The sequence below is a fragment of the Flavobacterium sp. genome (assembly GCF_044361015.1).
Taxonomy (GTDB): domain Bacteria; phylum Bacteroidota; class Bacteroidia; order Flavobacteriales; family Flavobacteriaceae; genus Flavobacterium.
Map to the genome: position 1 here is coordinate 1 of NZ_JBIKJL010000051.1, position 16,711 is coordinate 16,711.

The 16,711-nt window shown below is 35.7% G+C and carries 16 protein-coding genes, 1 tRNA gene and 1 pseudogene; 11 read left to right on the plus strand and 7 right to left on the minus strand.

Features of this window, described 5'->3' with window-relative positions; all coding sequences use genetic code 11:
• The 6 genes from ACIQ2Z_RS10745 to ACIQ2Z_RS10770 all read right to left on the minus strand — a co-directional run.
• The coding region (locus ACIQ2Z_RS10745; RefSeq protein WP_396184144.1) for a tRNA dihydrouridine synthase at positions 1 to 947 on the minus strand (947 nt) is incomplete at its 3' end.
• A gap of 42 nt (positions 948 to 989) precedes the next feature.
• The gene (locus ACIQ2Z_RS10750; protein ID WP_396184145.1) at positions 990 to 1,511 is read right to left on the minus strand and encodes a CIA30 family protein; all 522 of its coding nucleotides are present in this window, start codon (positions 1,509 to 1,511) and stop codon (positions 990 to 992) included.
• A 96-nt stretch (positions 1,512 to 1,607) separates the two neighbouring features.
• Positions 1,608 to 2,180 carry an anthranilate synthase component II gene (locus ACIQ2Z_RS10755; protein ID WP_396184146.1) on the minus strand — a complete coding sequence of 191 codons (573 nt, stop codon included), beginning with the start codon at positions 2,178 to 2,180 and terminating at the stop codon, positions 1,608 to 1,610.
• 101 nt (positions 2,181 to 2,281) lie between these two features.
• Entirely contained in the window at positions 2,282 to 2,851 is a 570-nt protein-coding gene (locus tag ACIQ2Z_RS10760) for a YceI family protein (RefSeq protein ID WP_396184147.1), read from the minus strand.
• Positions 2,852 to 2,876: 25 nt separating this feature from the next.
• On the minus strand, positions 2,877 to 3,509 hold the full coding sequence (locus ACIQ2Z_RS10765) for an NAD(P)H-dependent oxidoreductase (protein ID WP_396184148.1): 633 nt from the start codon (positions 3,507 to 3,509) through the stop codon (positions 2,877 to 2,879).
• A gap of 10 nt (positions 3,510 to 3,519) precedes the next feature.
• Complete coding sequence (locus tag ACIQ2Z_RS10770; RefSeq protein WP_396184149.1) at positions 3,520 to 3,975, minus strand: MarR family winged helix-turn-helix transcriptional regulator; 456 nt, start codon at positions 3,973 to 3,975, stop codon at positions 3,520 to 3,522.
• A gap of 134 nt (positions 3,976 to 4,109) precedes the next feature.
• On the opposite strand from ACIQ2Z_RS10770, the gene ACIQ2Z_RS10775 reads away from it, so the two are divergent.
• The 9 genes and pseudogenes from ACIQ2Z_RS10775 to ACIQ2Z_RS10815 form a co-directional block, all read left to right on the plus strand.
• Positions 4,110 to 4,646, plus strand: a complete 537-nt coding sequence (locus ACIQ2Z_RS10775) for a TlpA family protein disulfide reductase (protein ID WP_396184150.1) — start codon at positions 4,110 to 4,112, stop codon at positions 4,644 to 4,646.
• A gap of 10 nt (positions 4,647 to 4,656) precedes the next feature.
• Positions 4,657 to 5,265, plus strand: a complete 609-nt coding sequence (locus ACIQ2Z_RS10780; RefSeq protein WP_396184151.1) for a thioredoxin family protein — start codon at positions 4,657 to 4,659, stop codon at positions 5,263 to 5,265.
• An 84-nt stretch (positions 5,266 to 5,349) separates the two neighbouring features.
• A complete protein-coding gene (locus ACIQ2Z_RS10785; protein ID WP_396184152.1) occupies positions 5,350 to 5,664 on the plus strand; it encodes a rhodanese-like domain-containing protein in 315 nt (104 codons plus the stop codon).
• Between the two features lie 108 nt (positions 5,665 to 5,772).
• Positions 5,773 to 6,180 (plus strand): T9SS type A sorting domain-containing protein, encoded by a 408-nt coding sequence (locus tag ACIQ2Z_RS10790; RefSeq protein ID WP_396184154.1) that lies wholly within the window; start codon positions 5,773 to 5,775, stop codon positions 6,178 to 6,180.
• A gap of 142 nt (positions 6,181 to 6,322) precedes the next feature.
• Complete coding sequence (locus ACIQ2Z_RS10795; protein WP_396184155.1) at positions 6,323 to 10,696, plus strand: fibronectin type III domain-containing protein; 4,374 nt, start codon at positions 6,323 to 6,325, stop codon at positions 10,694 to 10,696.
• A gap of 222 nt (positions 10,697 to 10,918) precedes the next feature.
• Positions 10,919 to 12,136: a cation:proton antiporter gene (locus ACIQ2Z_RS10800; RefSeq protein ID WP_396184156.1), complete on the plus strand. Its 1,218-nt coding sequence runs from the start codon at positions 10,919 to 10,921 to the stop codon at positions 12,134 to 12,136.
• A 307-nt stretch (positions 12,137 to 12,443) separates the two neighbouring features.
• On the plus strand, positions 12,444 to 13,862 hold the full coding sequence (locus ACIQ2Z_RS10805; RefSeq protein WP_396184158.1) for a DUF1254 domain-containing protein: 1,419 nt from the start codon (positions 12,444 to 12,446) through the stop codon (positions 13,860 to 13,862).
• 21 nt (positions 13,863 to 13,883) lie between these two features.
• A complete protein-coding gene (locus ACIQ2Z_RS10810; protein ID WP_396184159.1) occupies positions 13,884 to 14,843 on the plus strand; it encodes a transporter in 960 nt (319 codons plus the stop codon).
• A 367-nt stretch (positions 14,844 to 15,210) separates the two neighbouring features.
• Positions 15,211 to 15,702: pseudogene (locus ACIQ2Z_RS10815) on the plus strand (glycosyltransferase); the annotation flags it as partial.
• On the opposite strand, the gene ACIQ2Z_RS10820 reads toward ACIQ2Z_RS10815, so the two are convergent.
• Complete coding sequence (locus tag ACIQ2Z_RS10820) at positions 15,669 to 16,007, minus strand: type ISP restriction/modification enzyme (protein ID WP_396184160.1); 339 nt, start codon at positions 16,005 to 16,007, stop codon at positions 15,669 to 15,671. The pseudogene ACIQ2Z_RS10815 and the gene ACIQ2Z_RS10820 sit on opposite strands and share 34 nt — an antisense overlap.
• Before the next feature lie 55 nt (positions 16,008 to 16,062).
• Between ACIQ2Z_RS10820 and ACIQ2Z_RS10825 the strand changes: the two genes are divergently transcribed.
• Positions 16,063 to 16,476: a hypothetical protein gene (locus ACIQ2Z_RS10825; RefSeq protein ID WP_396184161.1), complete on the plus strand. Its 414-nt coding sequence runs from the start codon at positions 16,063 to 16,065 to the stop codon at positions 16,474 to 16,476.
• Between the two features lie 144 nt (positions 16,477 to 16,620).
• Positions 16,621 to 16,708, plus strand: a tRNA-Ser gene (locus ACIQ2Z_RS10830).
• Positions 16,709 to 16,711: the final 3 nt, after the last annotated feature.

A 16,711-nucleotide genomic window follows, 5' to 3' on the forward strand; every position in this document is an offset into this window, starting at 1 on the left:
TACCTCTCCCCACCAAATATCTCCTTCACCGCTTCTTGATAACTTTTCGGATTCTGAGCTTTTTTAATCTTTTTGAACGTCTTTTGTGGGTTAGAAAAGGAAGTAGAAAAGTATTCCCAAAAACCTAACATTTTCATTTTGATAGGCGTGGGGCCGGAAAGAGTGGCATCGTATTCTTGGTAAATCGTGTCGTGAAATTCCTTGAAGATTTGCCAACGATTGCTTGGGTATTCCGTCGTGTTGTTTTTAATCATACTCGGCAAAAACGGGTCGGCAATCAAACCGCGACCAATCATAAAATGATCAATACTTGGGAAACGTGTTTGCATTTCCTTAAACTTGGCTACCGAAGTAATATCGCCGTTGTAATACAGTTTTTGTTTAGTGTTTTCGGTGCAACGCTGAAAGGCTTCTAAATTCACGCCGCCTTTGTACAATTGCTTGCCAATTCGGGCGTGAATCGCGATATTCTTAATCGGATACTTATCCAAAATTGGGAAGACATCTAAAATTTCTTCAGGATGTTCATAACCCATTCGCATTTTCATGGAAACAATCACGTCGGTTTCGTTGTGAACGCGGTTTAAAATATGATCAATGCGTTGCGGTTCACAAATTAACCCGGAACCCATTCCTTGTTTAGTCACCATCGGGTACGGACAGCCTAAATTCCAGTTCAGTTCTTTGTAACCCAAATCCTGAATGTATTTCACGACAAACAAAAATTCATCGGCATTATTGGTCATCACTTGCGGAATTAATTCGGATACCTTGTTATTTTCGGGTTGCAAATCGCGTTGGTACGAATTTTTGATAACCAATTTTCCATCCAACCGAATATACGGAGCATAAAACGTATCAATGCCGCCAAAATAGTGATGAAATGCATTGCGAAATCGGAAATCGGTGAAACCTTGCAACGGCGAGGATAATAGGGTAGGACTCATGTTTGAAATTGAGTCGTAAAGATAAGAGAAAAGGAATTGATTTTATTCTAACTCAATTTTATCCAAAACCAATTGAAACGATTCATTCTTTTTGTTACCGACTAAAAAAACTATTTCTTCAAAGGAATCACTAGTAAAATTGGGTAAGTTTAAATTCTGACCTCTAAAGGACGGATATAAATCACTTAGTTTGATCGTAATGGTTTCCCACTTTCCGGAGGTTTTAAAAGTGGTGATATAAGAAAAGTAGTTATTTTTTTTGTCTTTTATTCTAAATTGGTATTCTTTTCCATCTCCTTTCAAACGAATCAATACTTTGCTGTCTTTTGTCACAACGATTTTGTCACATTGGTAACGAACGGACGAAAAACCACCATTATTTTCTAACGAAACTGTTCCGGCAAAAATGCCATTTCCCTCGGCATCAATGGAAAAATTCCCTTGCGATAAACCGCCCATGACACCATCATCAATGATCCGCCAATCGCGTGGGGAAGAGTTTTTGTTGAAATCGTAAATGAGGGAAGTGTTCATTATCAATAAATAAGTAAAAATAAGATTCATAGCAAGACTTTTTTATAAAGGTAAAAGTAATGTTTGAACGATTTGATTAATTAACAACTCTTTATAATTTGTTGAATTTAAATAAAAAGTTTGATTTTAAACAGGAACACTTATCCAATTTTTTAAGATGGTTTTACCTTGTGGAGTGAGAATACTTTCCGGATGAAATTGAACACCTCTAATGTCAAAATATTTATGTTTGACAGACATGATTTCATTGTTTTCATCAACTGAGGTAACTTCTAAAACTTCTGGAATGTTTTCTGTATTCATCACCCAAGAATGATATCTTCCTACTTGTATGTTTTTAGGTAAACCATCGAATAGCACATCCTCTTGAATAATAGTTATTTGAGAAGAAACACCATGATGTACTTTATTTAAATTAAGTAAATTACCTCCAAACACTTCAGCAATTGCTTGAAGTCCTAAACAAATGCCTAAAATACTTTTTTGAGGAGCATACTTTTTAATAACTTGATTTAATAATCCGGCATCCTTTGGCAAACCCGGACCCGGAGACAGAAGTATTTTCTGAAAAGGCTCTACTTCATGGAGTTCAAATTCATCGTTTCTAAAAACAGTTACTTTACAATTCAAATCTTCTAAATAATGAACTAAATTATATGTAAAACTATCGTAATTGTCTATGACTAATACTTTTTTCATTTGGTTGGTTAAGAAAGGTAAAAATACAAAGTTTTATCATTAAGACATAAAAAAACCTGACACTTTCGTGTCAGGTTATTAGTAATTTTTCCCAGTATTTATTAGTAAACTAAATTTACATTTAATTCAAATTCGTCATCAATTGCTTTGTCTCCTAAATTATCAAAGAAACTTCCTGAACCATATTTAATGTCATATTTTGTTCTGTTGATTTTGAAAGATGTTCTAGCAGTTCCATCTCCTAAAGCTAAATCAAAAGTAACTGGAACTGTAATTCCTTTAATTGTTAAATCTGCAGTCACAGTATAAATATCACTTCCTTTAGAACCTATTTTTTTAAATTCTAATGTTGATGTTGCATATTTTTCTACTCCGAAAAAGTCTCCAGATTTTAAATGACCTTCTAATTTTTCTTTTCCTTTTCCTGCCTCTAAATCAGATACAGTGATTGAAGTCATATTTACTTCAAATGAACCTCCCTTTAACTTTTTACCTTCAAAAACCAAGGTTCCAGATCCAAAATTAATAATTCCATCATGTTGACCGGTTACTTTTTTACCAACCCATTTGATAGAGCTTTTTTCAACATTAATTTTTTTGTTTTGCGCTGTTGCTGAAAATGTTCCTAAAGTAACAACAAGTGCTAAAGCGATTGTTTTAAAATTTTTCATTGTTTTTCTTGTTTTTAATTATTGATTATAAATTGATAAATAGTTCACTTTTTGGTTTACGTACTTTAGCGTAATGTTGGGTTAAATCTTCGTTATGTCTATAACCTATTGTGGCAATTAAAGAAGCATTTAAACCTAATTCTTTTAATCCCATTATTTCGTTTACCGCTTCCGGTTCAAAACCTTCCATTGGAGTTACATCAATTTTAAGTTCTGCCGCTGCATTCATAAGATTAGCCAAAGCTAAATAAGTTTGCTTAGAAGTCCAAACATCTCTTTTTTCAACTGATAACGCATTGATTTTCATTTTCATAAAATCAGCATATCCTTTCACACTTTCTATTTCAATTCCTCTTGTTTCTGCTAAATTGTTTATGTAGGAATCTATCTCTTGGTCACCAAAATTAACGATATTAGCAAAAACGATTACATGTGAGGCATCCACAATTTGAGATTGTCCCCATGCTGCCGGTTGTAGTTTTGCTCTTAATTCAGCATTTTCGATTATAAATATTTTATAGGGTTGTAAACCATAAGAAGAGGTGCTTAATTGAATAGCTTCTTTTAGAGTTTCTAAATCTGATGCAGCTATTTTTTTGCTGGCATCGAATTTCTTAGTGGCATAACGCCATTTTTGATCAGTTATAAAATTGGACATAGTTTGATGATTAAATTGTTCTGTATTTTTCTAATAATTCGTTTAAATTTTCTAATTCTTGTTTGGTGAGATTGTTGGCAAATAATATTTCATGCGCTTCAATTTTAGGATCTAACTCGTTTAAAAGTTTCAATCCTTTTTCAGTGATAGTGATTTCCATTTTTCGTCTGTTTTGCTCACAAACGACTCGATTCACTAAACCTTTTAATAATAATTTATCTACAAGCCTTGTCGTATTACTGGTTTTTGCAATCATTCGTTCTTGAATGACACACATATTTGCCGGTTTTCCTTTTTGCCCACGAAGAATCCGTAATACATTAAATTGTTCTACCGATAAATCAAAAGTTCTCAAAATCTCATTAAATGCATCCGAAACAATGTTTTGGGTGAACATAATGTTTAAAACTGTTCGCTTTTCATTGCTAATGACTGAATTCGATTTTATGATTTCCTCAATTTTCATTTGTATTTACAAAATTTGTATGTACAAATGTATGTTATTTTTTCACTTGTATATACAAATGTCTATTAAATTTTTGTTAAAGATTTTTAGAAGGATTGAGTAAAGTTTAATTTTATAAGTTAATAATTGATTATATGCATCATTACAAACAAATCATTTTATTGATTATGGTTCAATTTTCTTTCTGTTACATTGGTTATTCGCAAAATGCAAATAAGCCAAAACCATTAAAAGTATATGAAAAAGATGGATTTAAATTGAAGTCATACAATTATGACGGATTAGAGTCTTATTTAAATCATAATAATGATACGTTATATGTAATTAACTTTTGGGCAACTTGGTGTGTTCCGTGTGTAAAAGAAATGCCTTATTTTGAAGCACTAAATCAAAAATACAAAGCAGGAAAATTCAAAATGATTTTAGTCAGTTTAGATTTTCCTAAAATGGTCGAAAGTAGAGTAATTCCATTCATTCAAAATAAAAAAATACAAGCTGAAGTTGTTTTATTAGATGATCCTGATTCCAACAGTTGGATTGAAAAAGTTGCAAAAAAATGGACCGGTGCAATTCCGTTCACTATCATTTATAGAAATGAAAGACGAAAGTTTTATGAGCAATCGTTTACGGAACAAGAATTAGAATTTGAAATAAAATCATTTATTAACTAAAATTAGAACTATGAAAAAATTAAAAATTGTTTTTTTACTTATTGCAGCCGGTTTGGTATCGGCTTTTACTACAAAAAATCCAGATGGCTACAAAATTGGTTCTATGGCTACCGATTTTTCCCTCAAAAATGTTGATAATAAAAAAATATCTCTAAAAGATTATAAAGATGCCAAAGGTTTTATAGTAATTTTCACTTGTAATCATTGTCCGTATGCTGTAGCATATGAGGATAGAATTATCGAATTAGACAATAAATACAAGAAGTTAGGTTATCCGGTTATTGCCATCAATCCAAATAATCCTAATATACAAAAAGATGATAGTTTTGATAAAATGAAAGTCCGTGCCAAAGAAAAAGGATTCACTTTTCCTTATTTGTTTGATGATGGGCAAAAAGTCTATCCACAATATGGAGCAACAAAAACGCCACATGTTTATGTTTTGCAAAAAACGAACACTGGAAATGTGGTACAATATATTGGAGCAATCGATGATAATTATTCAGACGAATCGGCTGTTAAAGTTAAATATGTAGAAAATGCTGTAGACGAATTATTGACTGGAAAAGATGTCACAATAAAAACAACTAAAGCAATCGGATGTTCAATTAAAGCTTAGGATATAGCAGAGCATCTAATTGACTGAGTTTTTTCTCAGGATTTAAGATTCTCAGCAACTCAACAACTCAGTAACTAATAAAAAATGAATTTGCAACAAGAACAATGGTGGGCAGAGGCTCAAAAAGATGGAAACGCAGTTTTCTTAGATGTTAGAACTCCCGAAGAATTTGAACGCGGAATCATTCCCAATGCTATCAATTTAGATTTTTATAAAGGGCAAGGATTTATATATCTGCTCGATGAATTAGATAAGGCTAAAAGTTATTATGTGTATTGCCATGCGGGTAGTAGAAGTGCCAAAGCTTGTGAAATAATGCAACAAATGGGTTTTGAGAAAACGTTTAATTTAGTTGGTGGAATGTCAAATTGGAAAGGAACCATTGTAGAACCAAACTAAATTAGATTTTTAATTGATTATAACTTTTTTTTTCATAATTTTAATATTGCTATTTACAAAGTTGTTAGTTGTTTTGCTTCATTAGAGGAGTTTAATTCTTTTTTAATTGTGCAAATAATTTATTTCGCTACCGAAGCAGATGCTTTGGCGAATATCAACCAATTGCCAATAGGTTCATTAATTACTGATGGAACAACGTATTATGCAGTGAGCTCAGCAGGTACGTGTAACAGTGCTGCTTTAGCAGTTACCGCTAATGTTACTTTGAGTGTAGGTGGTTTTGATAACGCAAGTTTCAACTACTATCCAAACCCGGTAACAGATGTCTTAACGGTATCTTACAGTAATGCTATTTCAGAAATTGTTGTTTACAACTTATTAGGTCAACAAGTGTTAATTGCCAAACCAAATGCTACACAAACGCAGGTGGATTTATCAGGTTTAAACACTGGAACTTATATGGTAAAAGTAACTTCTGATGAAGTATCTAAAACGATTAAAGTGGTTAAAAACTAAGTTGTAAATTTTTTATAAATTGAGAAACCACCTGAGGAATCAGGTGGTTTTTTTGTATAATTTTTACAGTTGCTAAATATTTGCTAAATAATTTGATAATTGACTGAAATTAAGTACTTTCCATGAATATAAATTTTTAGCTATGAAAAAAATTACATTACTTTTATTTGCCATTTTTACTTGTTGGCAAATAAGTGCACAAGTGAGCTCGTATGCGTTTAGCCAGTCGGCAGGAACGTATACCGCAATAACAGGCGGAACGGTTCTTGGTGTTGCCACCAACGACGATACTTCGTTTCCTGCGATACCCATTGGCTTTAGTTTCGTTTTCAATGGAGTGTCTCACACGCAAATTGGAATTCAATCCAACGGTTGGATATCTTTAAGTGGAGGTACGATGACTAATAGTTGGAACCCTTTGTCAACTGGTGCGATCAATAACGTCATTTCTGCATTTGGAGGCGATTTGCAAGGAAATACCGTGAGTGGTGAATTAAGTTACCAGTTATCTGGTGCGGCACCCAACCAAGTTTTAACCATACAATGGAAAGATTATAGACATTTCGCCTCTACGGGAGATATTTATAATTTCCAAATTAAATTGTATGAAACGACCAACGTTATTGAGATGATTTATGGCTCATTTACTCAAAATGCAACCAATAGAACCAGAGAAGTCGGCTTGAGAGGTGCATCAAATGCTGCTTTTGCCAACAGAACCACCACCACGAATTGGTCGGCTACAACTGCGGGTTTAACAAATAATGCTAATTGTACGTTAACAACTGCAATTACTCCCAGTTCTGGTTTAACTTTTACTTGGACACCACCAACTTGTCCCGGCTCAACAGGCTTAACTTCTACAAACATTACCTCTACATCGGCAACTATCACTTGGACAGAACCTACTTCTATTCCTGCGAATGGTTATGAGTACATTGTTTCAAGTTCGGCTACCACTCCAATAGGAGCGGGAACAGCTAATACAACGAATACAGCTGCTGTTACAAGTTTGACTCAAAACACGAATTATTTTGTTTTTGTTCGTTCTATTTGCGGATCAGACATTGGAACTTGGGTTCTAGTAGGAGGTTTCAGAACACTTTGTGACGATGTCACTTCATTTTTTCAAAACTTTGATTCCCCCGGTCAGTCAACAGTTTTCAACGGCCCACTACCAGATTGTTGGACGAAAGGCATAGTTGGATCACCTTCTTTAAATGTGACCACAGGAAGTGTGGCTCCAATGTCCCCTGCGAACCGATTGATAATGACTGCATCGGCAGCGAGTACAGTACCCTCAGAGGCGTATGCTATTTTGCCTCCAGTATCTAATCTGCAAGCAAATACGCACAGACTTCGATTTAAGGGATTTGCTACGATTGCCAATAGAACCGTAAGTGTGGGGTATATGACTGATGTCAGCAATACAGTATCTTTTGTTGAATTACAACAACTTACTTTACCTGGTACAACAGCGGCAGCAGCTCTTGAGTTTATTGTAGTTCCAGGTGCATTACCTGCAGGGGTGAAACATTTAGCTATTCGAAATAATGGATTTTTTGGAACGCCCCTAGGTTCAACTACTGCTTCTTTTGACGATTTCAGCTGGGAAGCGATTCCAACATGTATTGAGCCATCGACTTTAACCGCTTCTGCAATAACAAATACAACTGCTGTTTTAGGTTGGACAGAGGCAAGTACTGCAACAGCTTGGGAAATACAATATGGTGCTCCTGGATTTGCTCTTGGAACAGGTACGATTGTTCCTGCATCAACCAATCCATTCATTCTAACGGCGTTGACCCCTAATACCAATTATACGTATTATGTACGTGCCGTATGTTCGCCAACAGACTCAAGTTTCTGGATAGGTCCGCTCGCATTTAAAACACAGTGTGACGATGTCACTTCATTTTTTCAGAACTTTGAAGCTCCAGGACAATCAACTGCTTTCAACGGTCCGCTGCCGGATTGTTGGACCAAAGGTCAGGTTGGAACGCCTACTTTTTACGTTGTTGCGGGAAGTGCTCTACCAATGTCGCCACCCAATAGAATGATCATGACAGTATCAAGCACAACAACCCCTCCGCAACAGGCCTATGCAATATTACCGTCAGTTTCTAATTTAAATGCAGGAACGCATAGACTTCGATTAAAAGCTTTTGCAACACAACCCAATCGATTTTTAGAATTGGGTTACATGACGGATCCTTCCAATTTGAGTACTTTCGTATTTTTGACTGATTTTCAGATTCCTGGAAATGTTGTAGCGAATACCCAACAATTTATTTATGTACCTTCAACAACAGCTATTCCCGCAGGTGTTAAACACTTAGCAATTTTAAATCCAGGATTCCCCGGAGGAGCATCTAGTATTAGTATTGACGATGTAAGTTGGGAAGTGATTCCAACTTGCTTGGAGCCAACGGGTGTTTCGGTTACAAGTGTTTTAGCTACATCGGCAACTGTAAACTGGACTGCTGCTTCACCGGCACCAGCTGAAGGATATGAGTACTTTGTTTCTACGTCATCTACCGCTCCAACGTCGGCAACTGTTGCTACAGGTTCAGTAGGTGCAGGAATTACGACTGCTGCTTTAACAGCGTTAAATCCAACGACTCAATATTATGTTTGGGTGCGATCGGTTTGTTCTGCTTCAGATAAGAGTGCTTGGACAACCATTGTAACGTTTACCACACCTTGTGCAATTTATACGCCAGCATATCTTGAGCCTTTTACATCCTGGTCACCATTTCCTGTGAATACGCCTGCTTGTTGGGAACGCTATGCAACAGGCGATCAGCTTACCGGCCCAACAGGTGCTGTTAATTCAGGTTCTTGGAATCAAGATGGTTATTTGAATGTTGGAAGTACAGGTGCAGCAAGAATTAATATTTGGACAACGTCAGTGAGAGGATGGTTGGTTTCTCCTGTTTTCAATTTAGCTGCCGGAGGCTATCAGGTGAAGTATAAAGTTGGGGCAACTCAGTTTGCAGGAACGGGTCCTATTACCTCTGGTCCTTCACCAACTTTAGGTACCGATGATTTTGTTTATGTACTGATGTCAACAGACGGTGGAGCTACATGGACCAATTTAACAACCTACAATGCAGCAAATACTCCTTCGAATTTAGGTACAACAGCTACATTTAACATATCAACAGTTACCTCTAATACTGTGAAGTTTGCATTTTATGCTACAAGTGGCACAGTTACGGAAGGTCAAGATATAGATTTCTTTATAGATGATTTCGAAGTTCTTAGTATTCCTTTGACAGCTCCAATATGTTCAACAAACGTGACAGCTGTTCCAAACGCCAACTGTGGTAACGAAGCAACAAACATTTCATGGAATGCTTCTGCCGGTGCAGATGGTTACAAATTAACTATTGGCACAACCGTGGGTGGTTCAGAAGTGTTGAACAACCTTGTAGTAGGTGGTTTAACGTATTCATTTGTTGCAAACGCAAACACTACCTACTACTACAAAGTGGTACCATTCAATGCTAATGGCGACGCAACAGGTTGTGCTGAACAATCATTTAGTACGGCAGTAACTGGTTGTGCTTGTACGCCTATTTACACAAGTGGGGTTTCGTCAAGTGACTACCTATCAAATTTGGTGGTTACAGGAACTACATTGTCAAATAATTCTGGAACCAGTACTACGGCTCCATCCTATACATTATTTGTAGGTCAGCCCAACTATACCGCTACGTTTGTGGAAGGAACAACCTATACATTTCAAGTAACCACAGGATTTGGAAATCAAGGTTTCGCTGTTTGGGTTGATTTAGATAATGATTTAACATTTGAACCCTCAGAAAAAATTGCTACAACAGAAACAGTTATCAGCGGAACAACGGGCTCGTTTACATTTACATTAATGTGTGATCCACCAGCCGGACAGTACAGAATGCGTGTTCGTATGGTTTACAATACAAACGGACCTTTAATTGACCCCTGTGCAAGTTATATTTGGGGTGAAACGGAAGATTATGATGTTACCCTTGTTCCTCTTGATCCTCCAACAGGTGATGCGGTGCAAACAGTTACCGCTGCTACTGCTGCCGAAGCCACAATTGAAGATTTAGTAGTTACTGCAACAGCTCTAAGATGGTTTGCAACTCAGGCAGATGCTTTAGCAAATGCTAATGAATTACCTGCTGGTACATTGATTACAGATGGAACGACTTATTATGCAGCAAGTTCGGAAGGCATTTGTTGTAGTTTGCCGTTAGCTGTAACTGCAAATGTTACCTTGAGCGTTGGTGGTTTTGACAACGCTAATTTCAAATACTATCCTAACCCGGTAACAGATGTCTTAACGGTATCTTATAGCAATGTAATTTCGGATGTTGTTGTTTACAACCTATTAGGTCAACAAATGTTAACTTCTAAACCAAATGCTACACAAACGCAGGTGGATTTGTCAAGTTTAACCGCGGGTACTTATATGGTGAAAGTAACTTCAGATGAAGTATCTAAAACTATTAAAGTGGTTAAAAACTAAGTTGTATACTTCTTAATAATTAGAAACCGCTTGAGCAATCAGGCGGTTTTTTTTTACTTCTGACCATCGAAGCGTTCCAAATTATTCGAGGGTTATTGAAAAATAGAGCAACTTTATTTGTTTTTTAATAGTGTTAAAAACTATATATTTGTGCAAGCGAATAAGCGACAGTTGCAGTACGTTAAATGAATGGATAGAACTAAAACAAAAATTTAAAGTCGGATGATAGAGCCTCATTTTGAACTTCCATTTTTTACCAATTTGTTAATTTTATTGGTAACAGCAAAAATATTTGGCGAAGTATTTGAACGATTTAAACAACCGTCAATGATTGGAGAAATCATTGCAGGAATTATTTTGGGACCAAGCTTGCTGGGACTTATTCATCGAACAGAAGACATAAAAGTTATTTCAGAATTAGGAATTTTTCTTTTAGTAATCATCGCAGGACTTGAAATTAATATTGACGACATACTCAAATCTTTAAAAGGGCGAAATATTATTATTTCAATCATGGCTTTTTTTATTCCTATATTTGGTGGTATTGCGGTAGGTTATTTTTTTGAACAAGACATCATGACCACCGTTTTTATTGGTTTGTGTGTGGCAATTACAGCACTGCCTGTAAGTATCAGAATTTTGATGGATTTAGGTAAAATAAATTCTGAAGTTGGACAAAAAATAATTTCCATTGCAATCTTTGATGATGTTTTAGCACTGTCTATTTTGGGAGTTCTCTTGAATATTAAAGATACCGATATGTCCGCAGCCTCTGTGGTAAAAGCAGGTTCAATTTCTTTAATCAAGCTAGCCATTTTTATCGGACTTTTAAGTGTTGTATATTTGCTCATTAAAAAAGTATTGCGAAAAGGCGATTATATTCAACAGTCGCTAGACAAATTGGTTGGTTTTTTAAAAGGGAAAGAACCCTTGTTTGCTCTGTTTTTTGTTTTTGTTTTGTTGTTTTCAACGTTCACAGAAAGTTTAGGTCTTCATTTTATTGTCGGTGCATTTTTTGCTTCAATGCTTATAAGTGATTCCTTAATTGGCAAGGAAAATTTAAAAGCGATAGAAACAACGACCAATAATATGGCTATGGGTTTTTTAGCACCGGTATTTTTTGCGGGTATTGGTTTAGAATTTAATTTTTCATCTATTGACAATATAGCCTTATTACTAGCAGTAATTGCGGTTTCTTATTTGTCCAAAATTGCGGGTGGTTTTATCGGTGGAACACTCGCCGGACTTCCCAAAAATGTTTCCTTGACACTTGGAGTAGGACTTAACGCAAGAGGAATAATGGAACTTGTCATTGCCAACATTGCCTACAAAAATGGTTTGATAAATACCGAAGTTTTTTCAATCTTAGTCATTATGGGCGTCTTAACAACGTTGACTACGCCGTTACTTTTGAAAAAAGCATTTGAAAGATTGAGTTAAATTAACCTTCGAAGGTTCCACCTCTAACCCTAGAAGATTTCCAAACTCGAAAAGTAAGTTGATAGCAGCAGATGTTTCTTGGCTAAACCGGGTGAAGTATTCTATTTATTTGTTTTTTGCAACAGCCTTGCATTTGAAAAGAGTAAAACTTAATTGGGAATCACATTTTTGCCATTATTCAATTTCAAATTTTGTGCTAATCATCACTAAGCAAAGTGATTAAATATAACATAAATGTCATTATTTAAAAATATATTGTACATTTGTGCTGTTTGTTAAAAAATTTCAGTTATTTAATTATTTTAATATGGTTAAACGAATAATGTTTGCTTTAACGGTGTTTATAGCAATAGGTTGTCAAAAAAAGACACAAATAGCTACAGAAAATGAATCAGTTGATTCTTTAGTAGTACAGCAAGCAAAGCAAGCTTTTATTTATTCACTTCCATTAGCATTGATGGATATTACATCAAAGAAATTAACTAATGTTGAGTCCAACGCGTCGGGTAACGGTGCACCATTTAACCAATTTACAATAGCCACTAAATTTCCGGACGCAAAATTCAGAGATGTTGTTCGACCTAATGCAGATACTTTTTATAATACTGCTTTTTTAGATTTGACAGCCGAACCTATGGTATTACACTTGCCTGCAACGAATAAACGCTATTATCTCATGCCAATGTTAAATGCGTGGTCAGATGTTTTTAATGCACCCGGAAGCCGAACCACCGGCAATAGCGAAGGTGACTTTCTTATTACAGGTCCCTTTTGGAAGGGTGTTGTTCCTAAAGGAATGATACACATTCCTTCACCCACTAATCTAGTATGGATATTAGGTAGAATTCAAGTAAATGGTCCTTCTGATGTTCAAGAAGTGGTGAAACTTGAGAAACAAGTGACACTAACTCCCTTAAGTAAATTTTATAGCATTTATCCTCTTCCAAAAGGAATCATTGATACGTCTATTGATAAGCGTTCTCCCAATGAGATTGTTGCTGCAATGGATTTAGAGAAATATTTTAATTATGTAAATAAGTTAATGGTTGCTAATCCTCCTTTAAAACAAGATTCGCTTTTTATAAAGCAAATGGTAAAGATAGGTGTTGGTCCCGGAGCTGATTTTAATATGAATAATTATAATAAAAATACAAAAGCGGCACTTAGTTCGATACCTACAGAAGTAATCAAACAATTGTCGGAACAATTGAATCTTTCACCTAAAAAATTAATAAATGGGTGGAACATGAATTTAAATCCAAAAATGGGTAATTACGGTACAGATTATCTATTTAGAGCAATTGTTGCCTTTCAAGGTCTTGGTGCAAACTTGATTGAAGATGCTGTATATCCCAGTTGTGTTGTAGATAGTGAAGGAAATCCGTTAAATGGTGAAAACAACTATATCATGCATTTTAATAAAAATGAAACACCACCGGTGCAAGCATTTTGGTCGTTAAGTATGTACAACAATGAAGGGTATTTTGTAGAAAACGTTTTGAATAGACATGCTATTGGAGACCGAAATAATTTGAAAGTAAACGCTGATGGATCAATTGATATTTACATTCAGAAAAATTCACCGGGTAAAGACAAAGAATCCAACTGGCTTCCCACCCCTGCGGGAGATTTTAATTTGCTTATGCGAGCTTATTGGCCAAAAGAACCATTGCTAAATGGTAGTTGGACTCCACCGGCGGTAAAAAATAGTAAAAGTAAAAACTAGTAATAATTAAATCTGAAACTAATGAAACTAAAATTTTTTAAATTAATTTTTTTACTAACCATTTTTTCTGTCACCAATATCGCTTCGGCTCAAGCAGATGGTCCAAGATCATATTTGTTGATTCCTAAAGGCGTTACTTCTTTAAATGTTAAATGGATGGGTTTGGAGCAAAATGTTAACAGTACCGGTAGTATTCTGATACCAGGAGCAAAGTTTACTATTGATCTTTTTCCAGTTACCGCTTTCCACACATTCTCTATAAAAGGTAGATTTGCGCAAGTATCATTTATGGCAAATCCCGGCGAAATTAGTGGCTCTGCCAAAAATGTTCCACCGGTTATTCCGCTTCCAATGAACCGAATTAAAGCCGACGGTTTTTCAGACGGTTTTGTTGGCTTTAAGCTAGGCCTATTTGGTGCCCCCGCACTTGGTGTTGAAGAATATTTAAAAAAACCGATGAAATTCTCTTTATTTACTGATTTGCGTTTGTGGTATTCAGGCTCGTATGACCCAGAAAAGGTTATCAATCTTGGAACAAACCGATTAACATATCAAATTGGGTTCCCTATGGCAATTCCTTTAAATGATAATTTAGAAAGGCAAACTTGGTTAGAGGTTAATCCTTCATTATCATTGTTTGGTGCTAATAATGATCCTGCTCTTGGAACAAATGCAGACAAAATTGAGCAAAATGCTTTGTTTAGTGTTGAATCACATCTATCACATAATTTTACCAAAAAATTCTGGGTTTTCGGAAATGCACTCTACAAACAAGGTGGACAAACGATTTCAGACGGTGAGAAAAATGATAATACCTTAAGTACCGTTTTAATGGGAGCCGGAGTTGGCTATCAAATAATGCCATTCATTGGCCTGTATTGTGATTATGGAGGAGTAGTTGTTGGTGGTAGCAATGATGTTGAATCTCAAATGTTTAGAGTTTCTTTAAATTTTTCCTACGTCAAATTGAAAAAACAATAGATTATCTTTATTCTTGCTAAATGGCTCACTTTACAGATAAATCTGCTTCTTTAGGTGGAATTGTAAATAGGGCTTTGATTGAATGAATGCTTTAGGTTTTGAGGCGAACAAATGACATTCGCTTAGTACCCATTTACTAAAGATAATAAATGCAGTTGGTTTTTTAAGAAAACCGCAATAGGATTTAAACTCTAGTAGGGGTCTAGTTTCAAAAGAAAAATAGTTGCTTAAAATTAAGTTAGACAGTCAATTGAAAAGAATAAAAACAAATAAACAATAATTTCCAAAAACGAATCCTAAGTTTTAAGCCACGTGTAATGCGTGGCTTTTTTAGTTTAAAATGTATCTTTGTTAAAAATAGATACCGATGTTGTTTTCATTGATTATTCCCGTTTATAACCGTCCGGATGAAATAAACGAATTGTTGGAAAGTTTGACTGCTCAAGATTTCGGACAGCCATTTGAAGTGGTTGTTGTGGAAGACGGATCAACAATAAGTTGTGAGCATCTAGTGGAAACTTTTAAAGACAAACTAACTATTGCCTATTTTTTCAAAACAAATTCAGGTCCGGGTGATTCTCGTAACTTCGGAATGAAACAAGCCAACGGTGATTATTTTCTAATTTTTGATTCCGATTGTATTATTCCAAAAAACTATTTAACAGCTGTTTCAAAAGCACTTGAAAAAGAGTTTGTAGATTGCTTTGGTGGTCCCGATCAAGCTTTAAATAGCTTTTCAGACATTCAGAAAGCAATTAATTTTGCGATGACTTCTTTTTTTACTACGGGAGGAATCAGAGGCGGCTCCGAAAAGTTGAACCGTTTTCAACCGCGTAGTTTCAACATGGGAATTTCCCGCAATTGGCTACCTAATTCCACCAAATCGAAAAACGTTTTTTGATCTTTGGGATAAGGAACCCTCGGAAAATCAATCTTTAAAAACTCTTTGTATTTCTCTCTGTACTTTGGCGAATGCAACACCGCATAGATGTAATCTAAAATATCTATCGGAGCAAATTCCCCTCCTTTGGAGGGGCTGTCCGCCAGGGCGGACGGGGTGGTCTCTCCTCTGGAGTTTTTTTCCGCCGCGGCGGGCAGGCTGGTTTCTTTCTCCGCTGCAAAATAAAACCCCATATCGGTAGCCATTTTATTGACAATTTCCATATTAAGGATCAATACCTTTAATTCCTTGGCCTATTTAAGTAGGTCATTTGATAACATGGCTGTTTTAATCGGATATGAATTGAAACTTTCCAGACAGTTAAAAGAAGGGTCGGACGTTTGGTTGAACACACCTAGAGTTACCCGTGAAGCTTCGGGAACAAGTGGGATGTCGGCTGCCATGAATGGTTCTATCAATCTATCGACTAATGATGGTTGGATTTGTGAGTTTTATGATAATGGAGTTAATTCGTTTGTGTTGCCAACAGTTGATCATCATTTGCCAACGTATGAGCAGGATGCCAAGGATTTAGATAATTTATTAACCTTATTGGAAAATGTGATTGTTCCGATGTATTATAAAAAACGGAAGGACTGGAATAAAATCATGATTGAAAGTATGAATACAGTAGTGCCGTTTTTTGATTCAGCCAGAATGGTGGATGAATATTATGAGAAGATGTATAGTTGAACGTTTTAAGTAGTAGAAAGTTCTGATTGCGAAAGAGTTAGTTTTAGCACAAAAAAATGTCTGAAATTTAGCCATAAAACGTTTGCAGAAACAAAAAATCATTCTATATTTGCACTCGCAATCACAAAACGATTGTATTTTATTGGAGAAATGGCAGAGTGGTCGATTGCGGCAGTCTTGAAAACTGTTGACTGTAACAGGTCCGGGGGTTCGAATCCCTCTTTCTCCGCCAGCT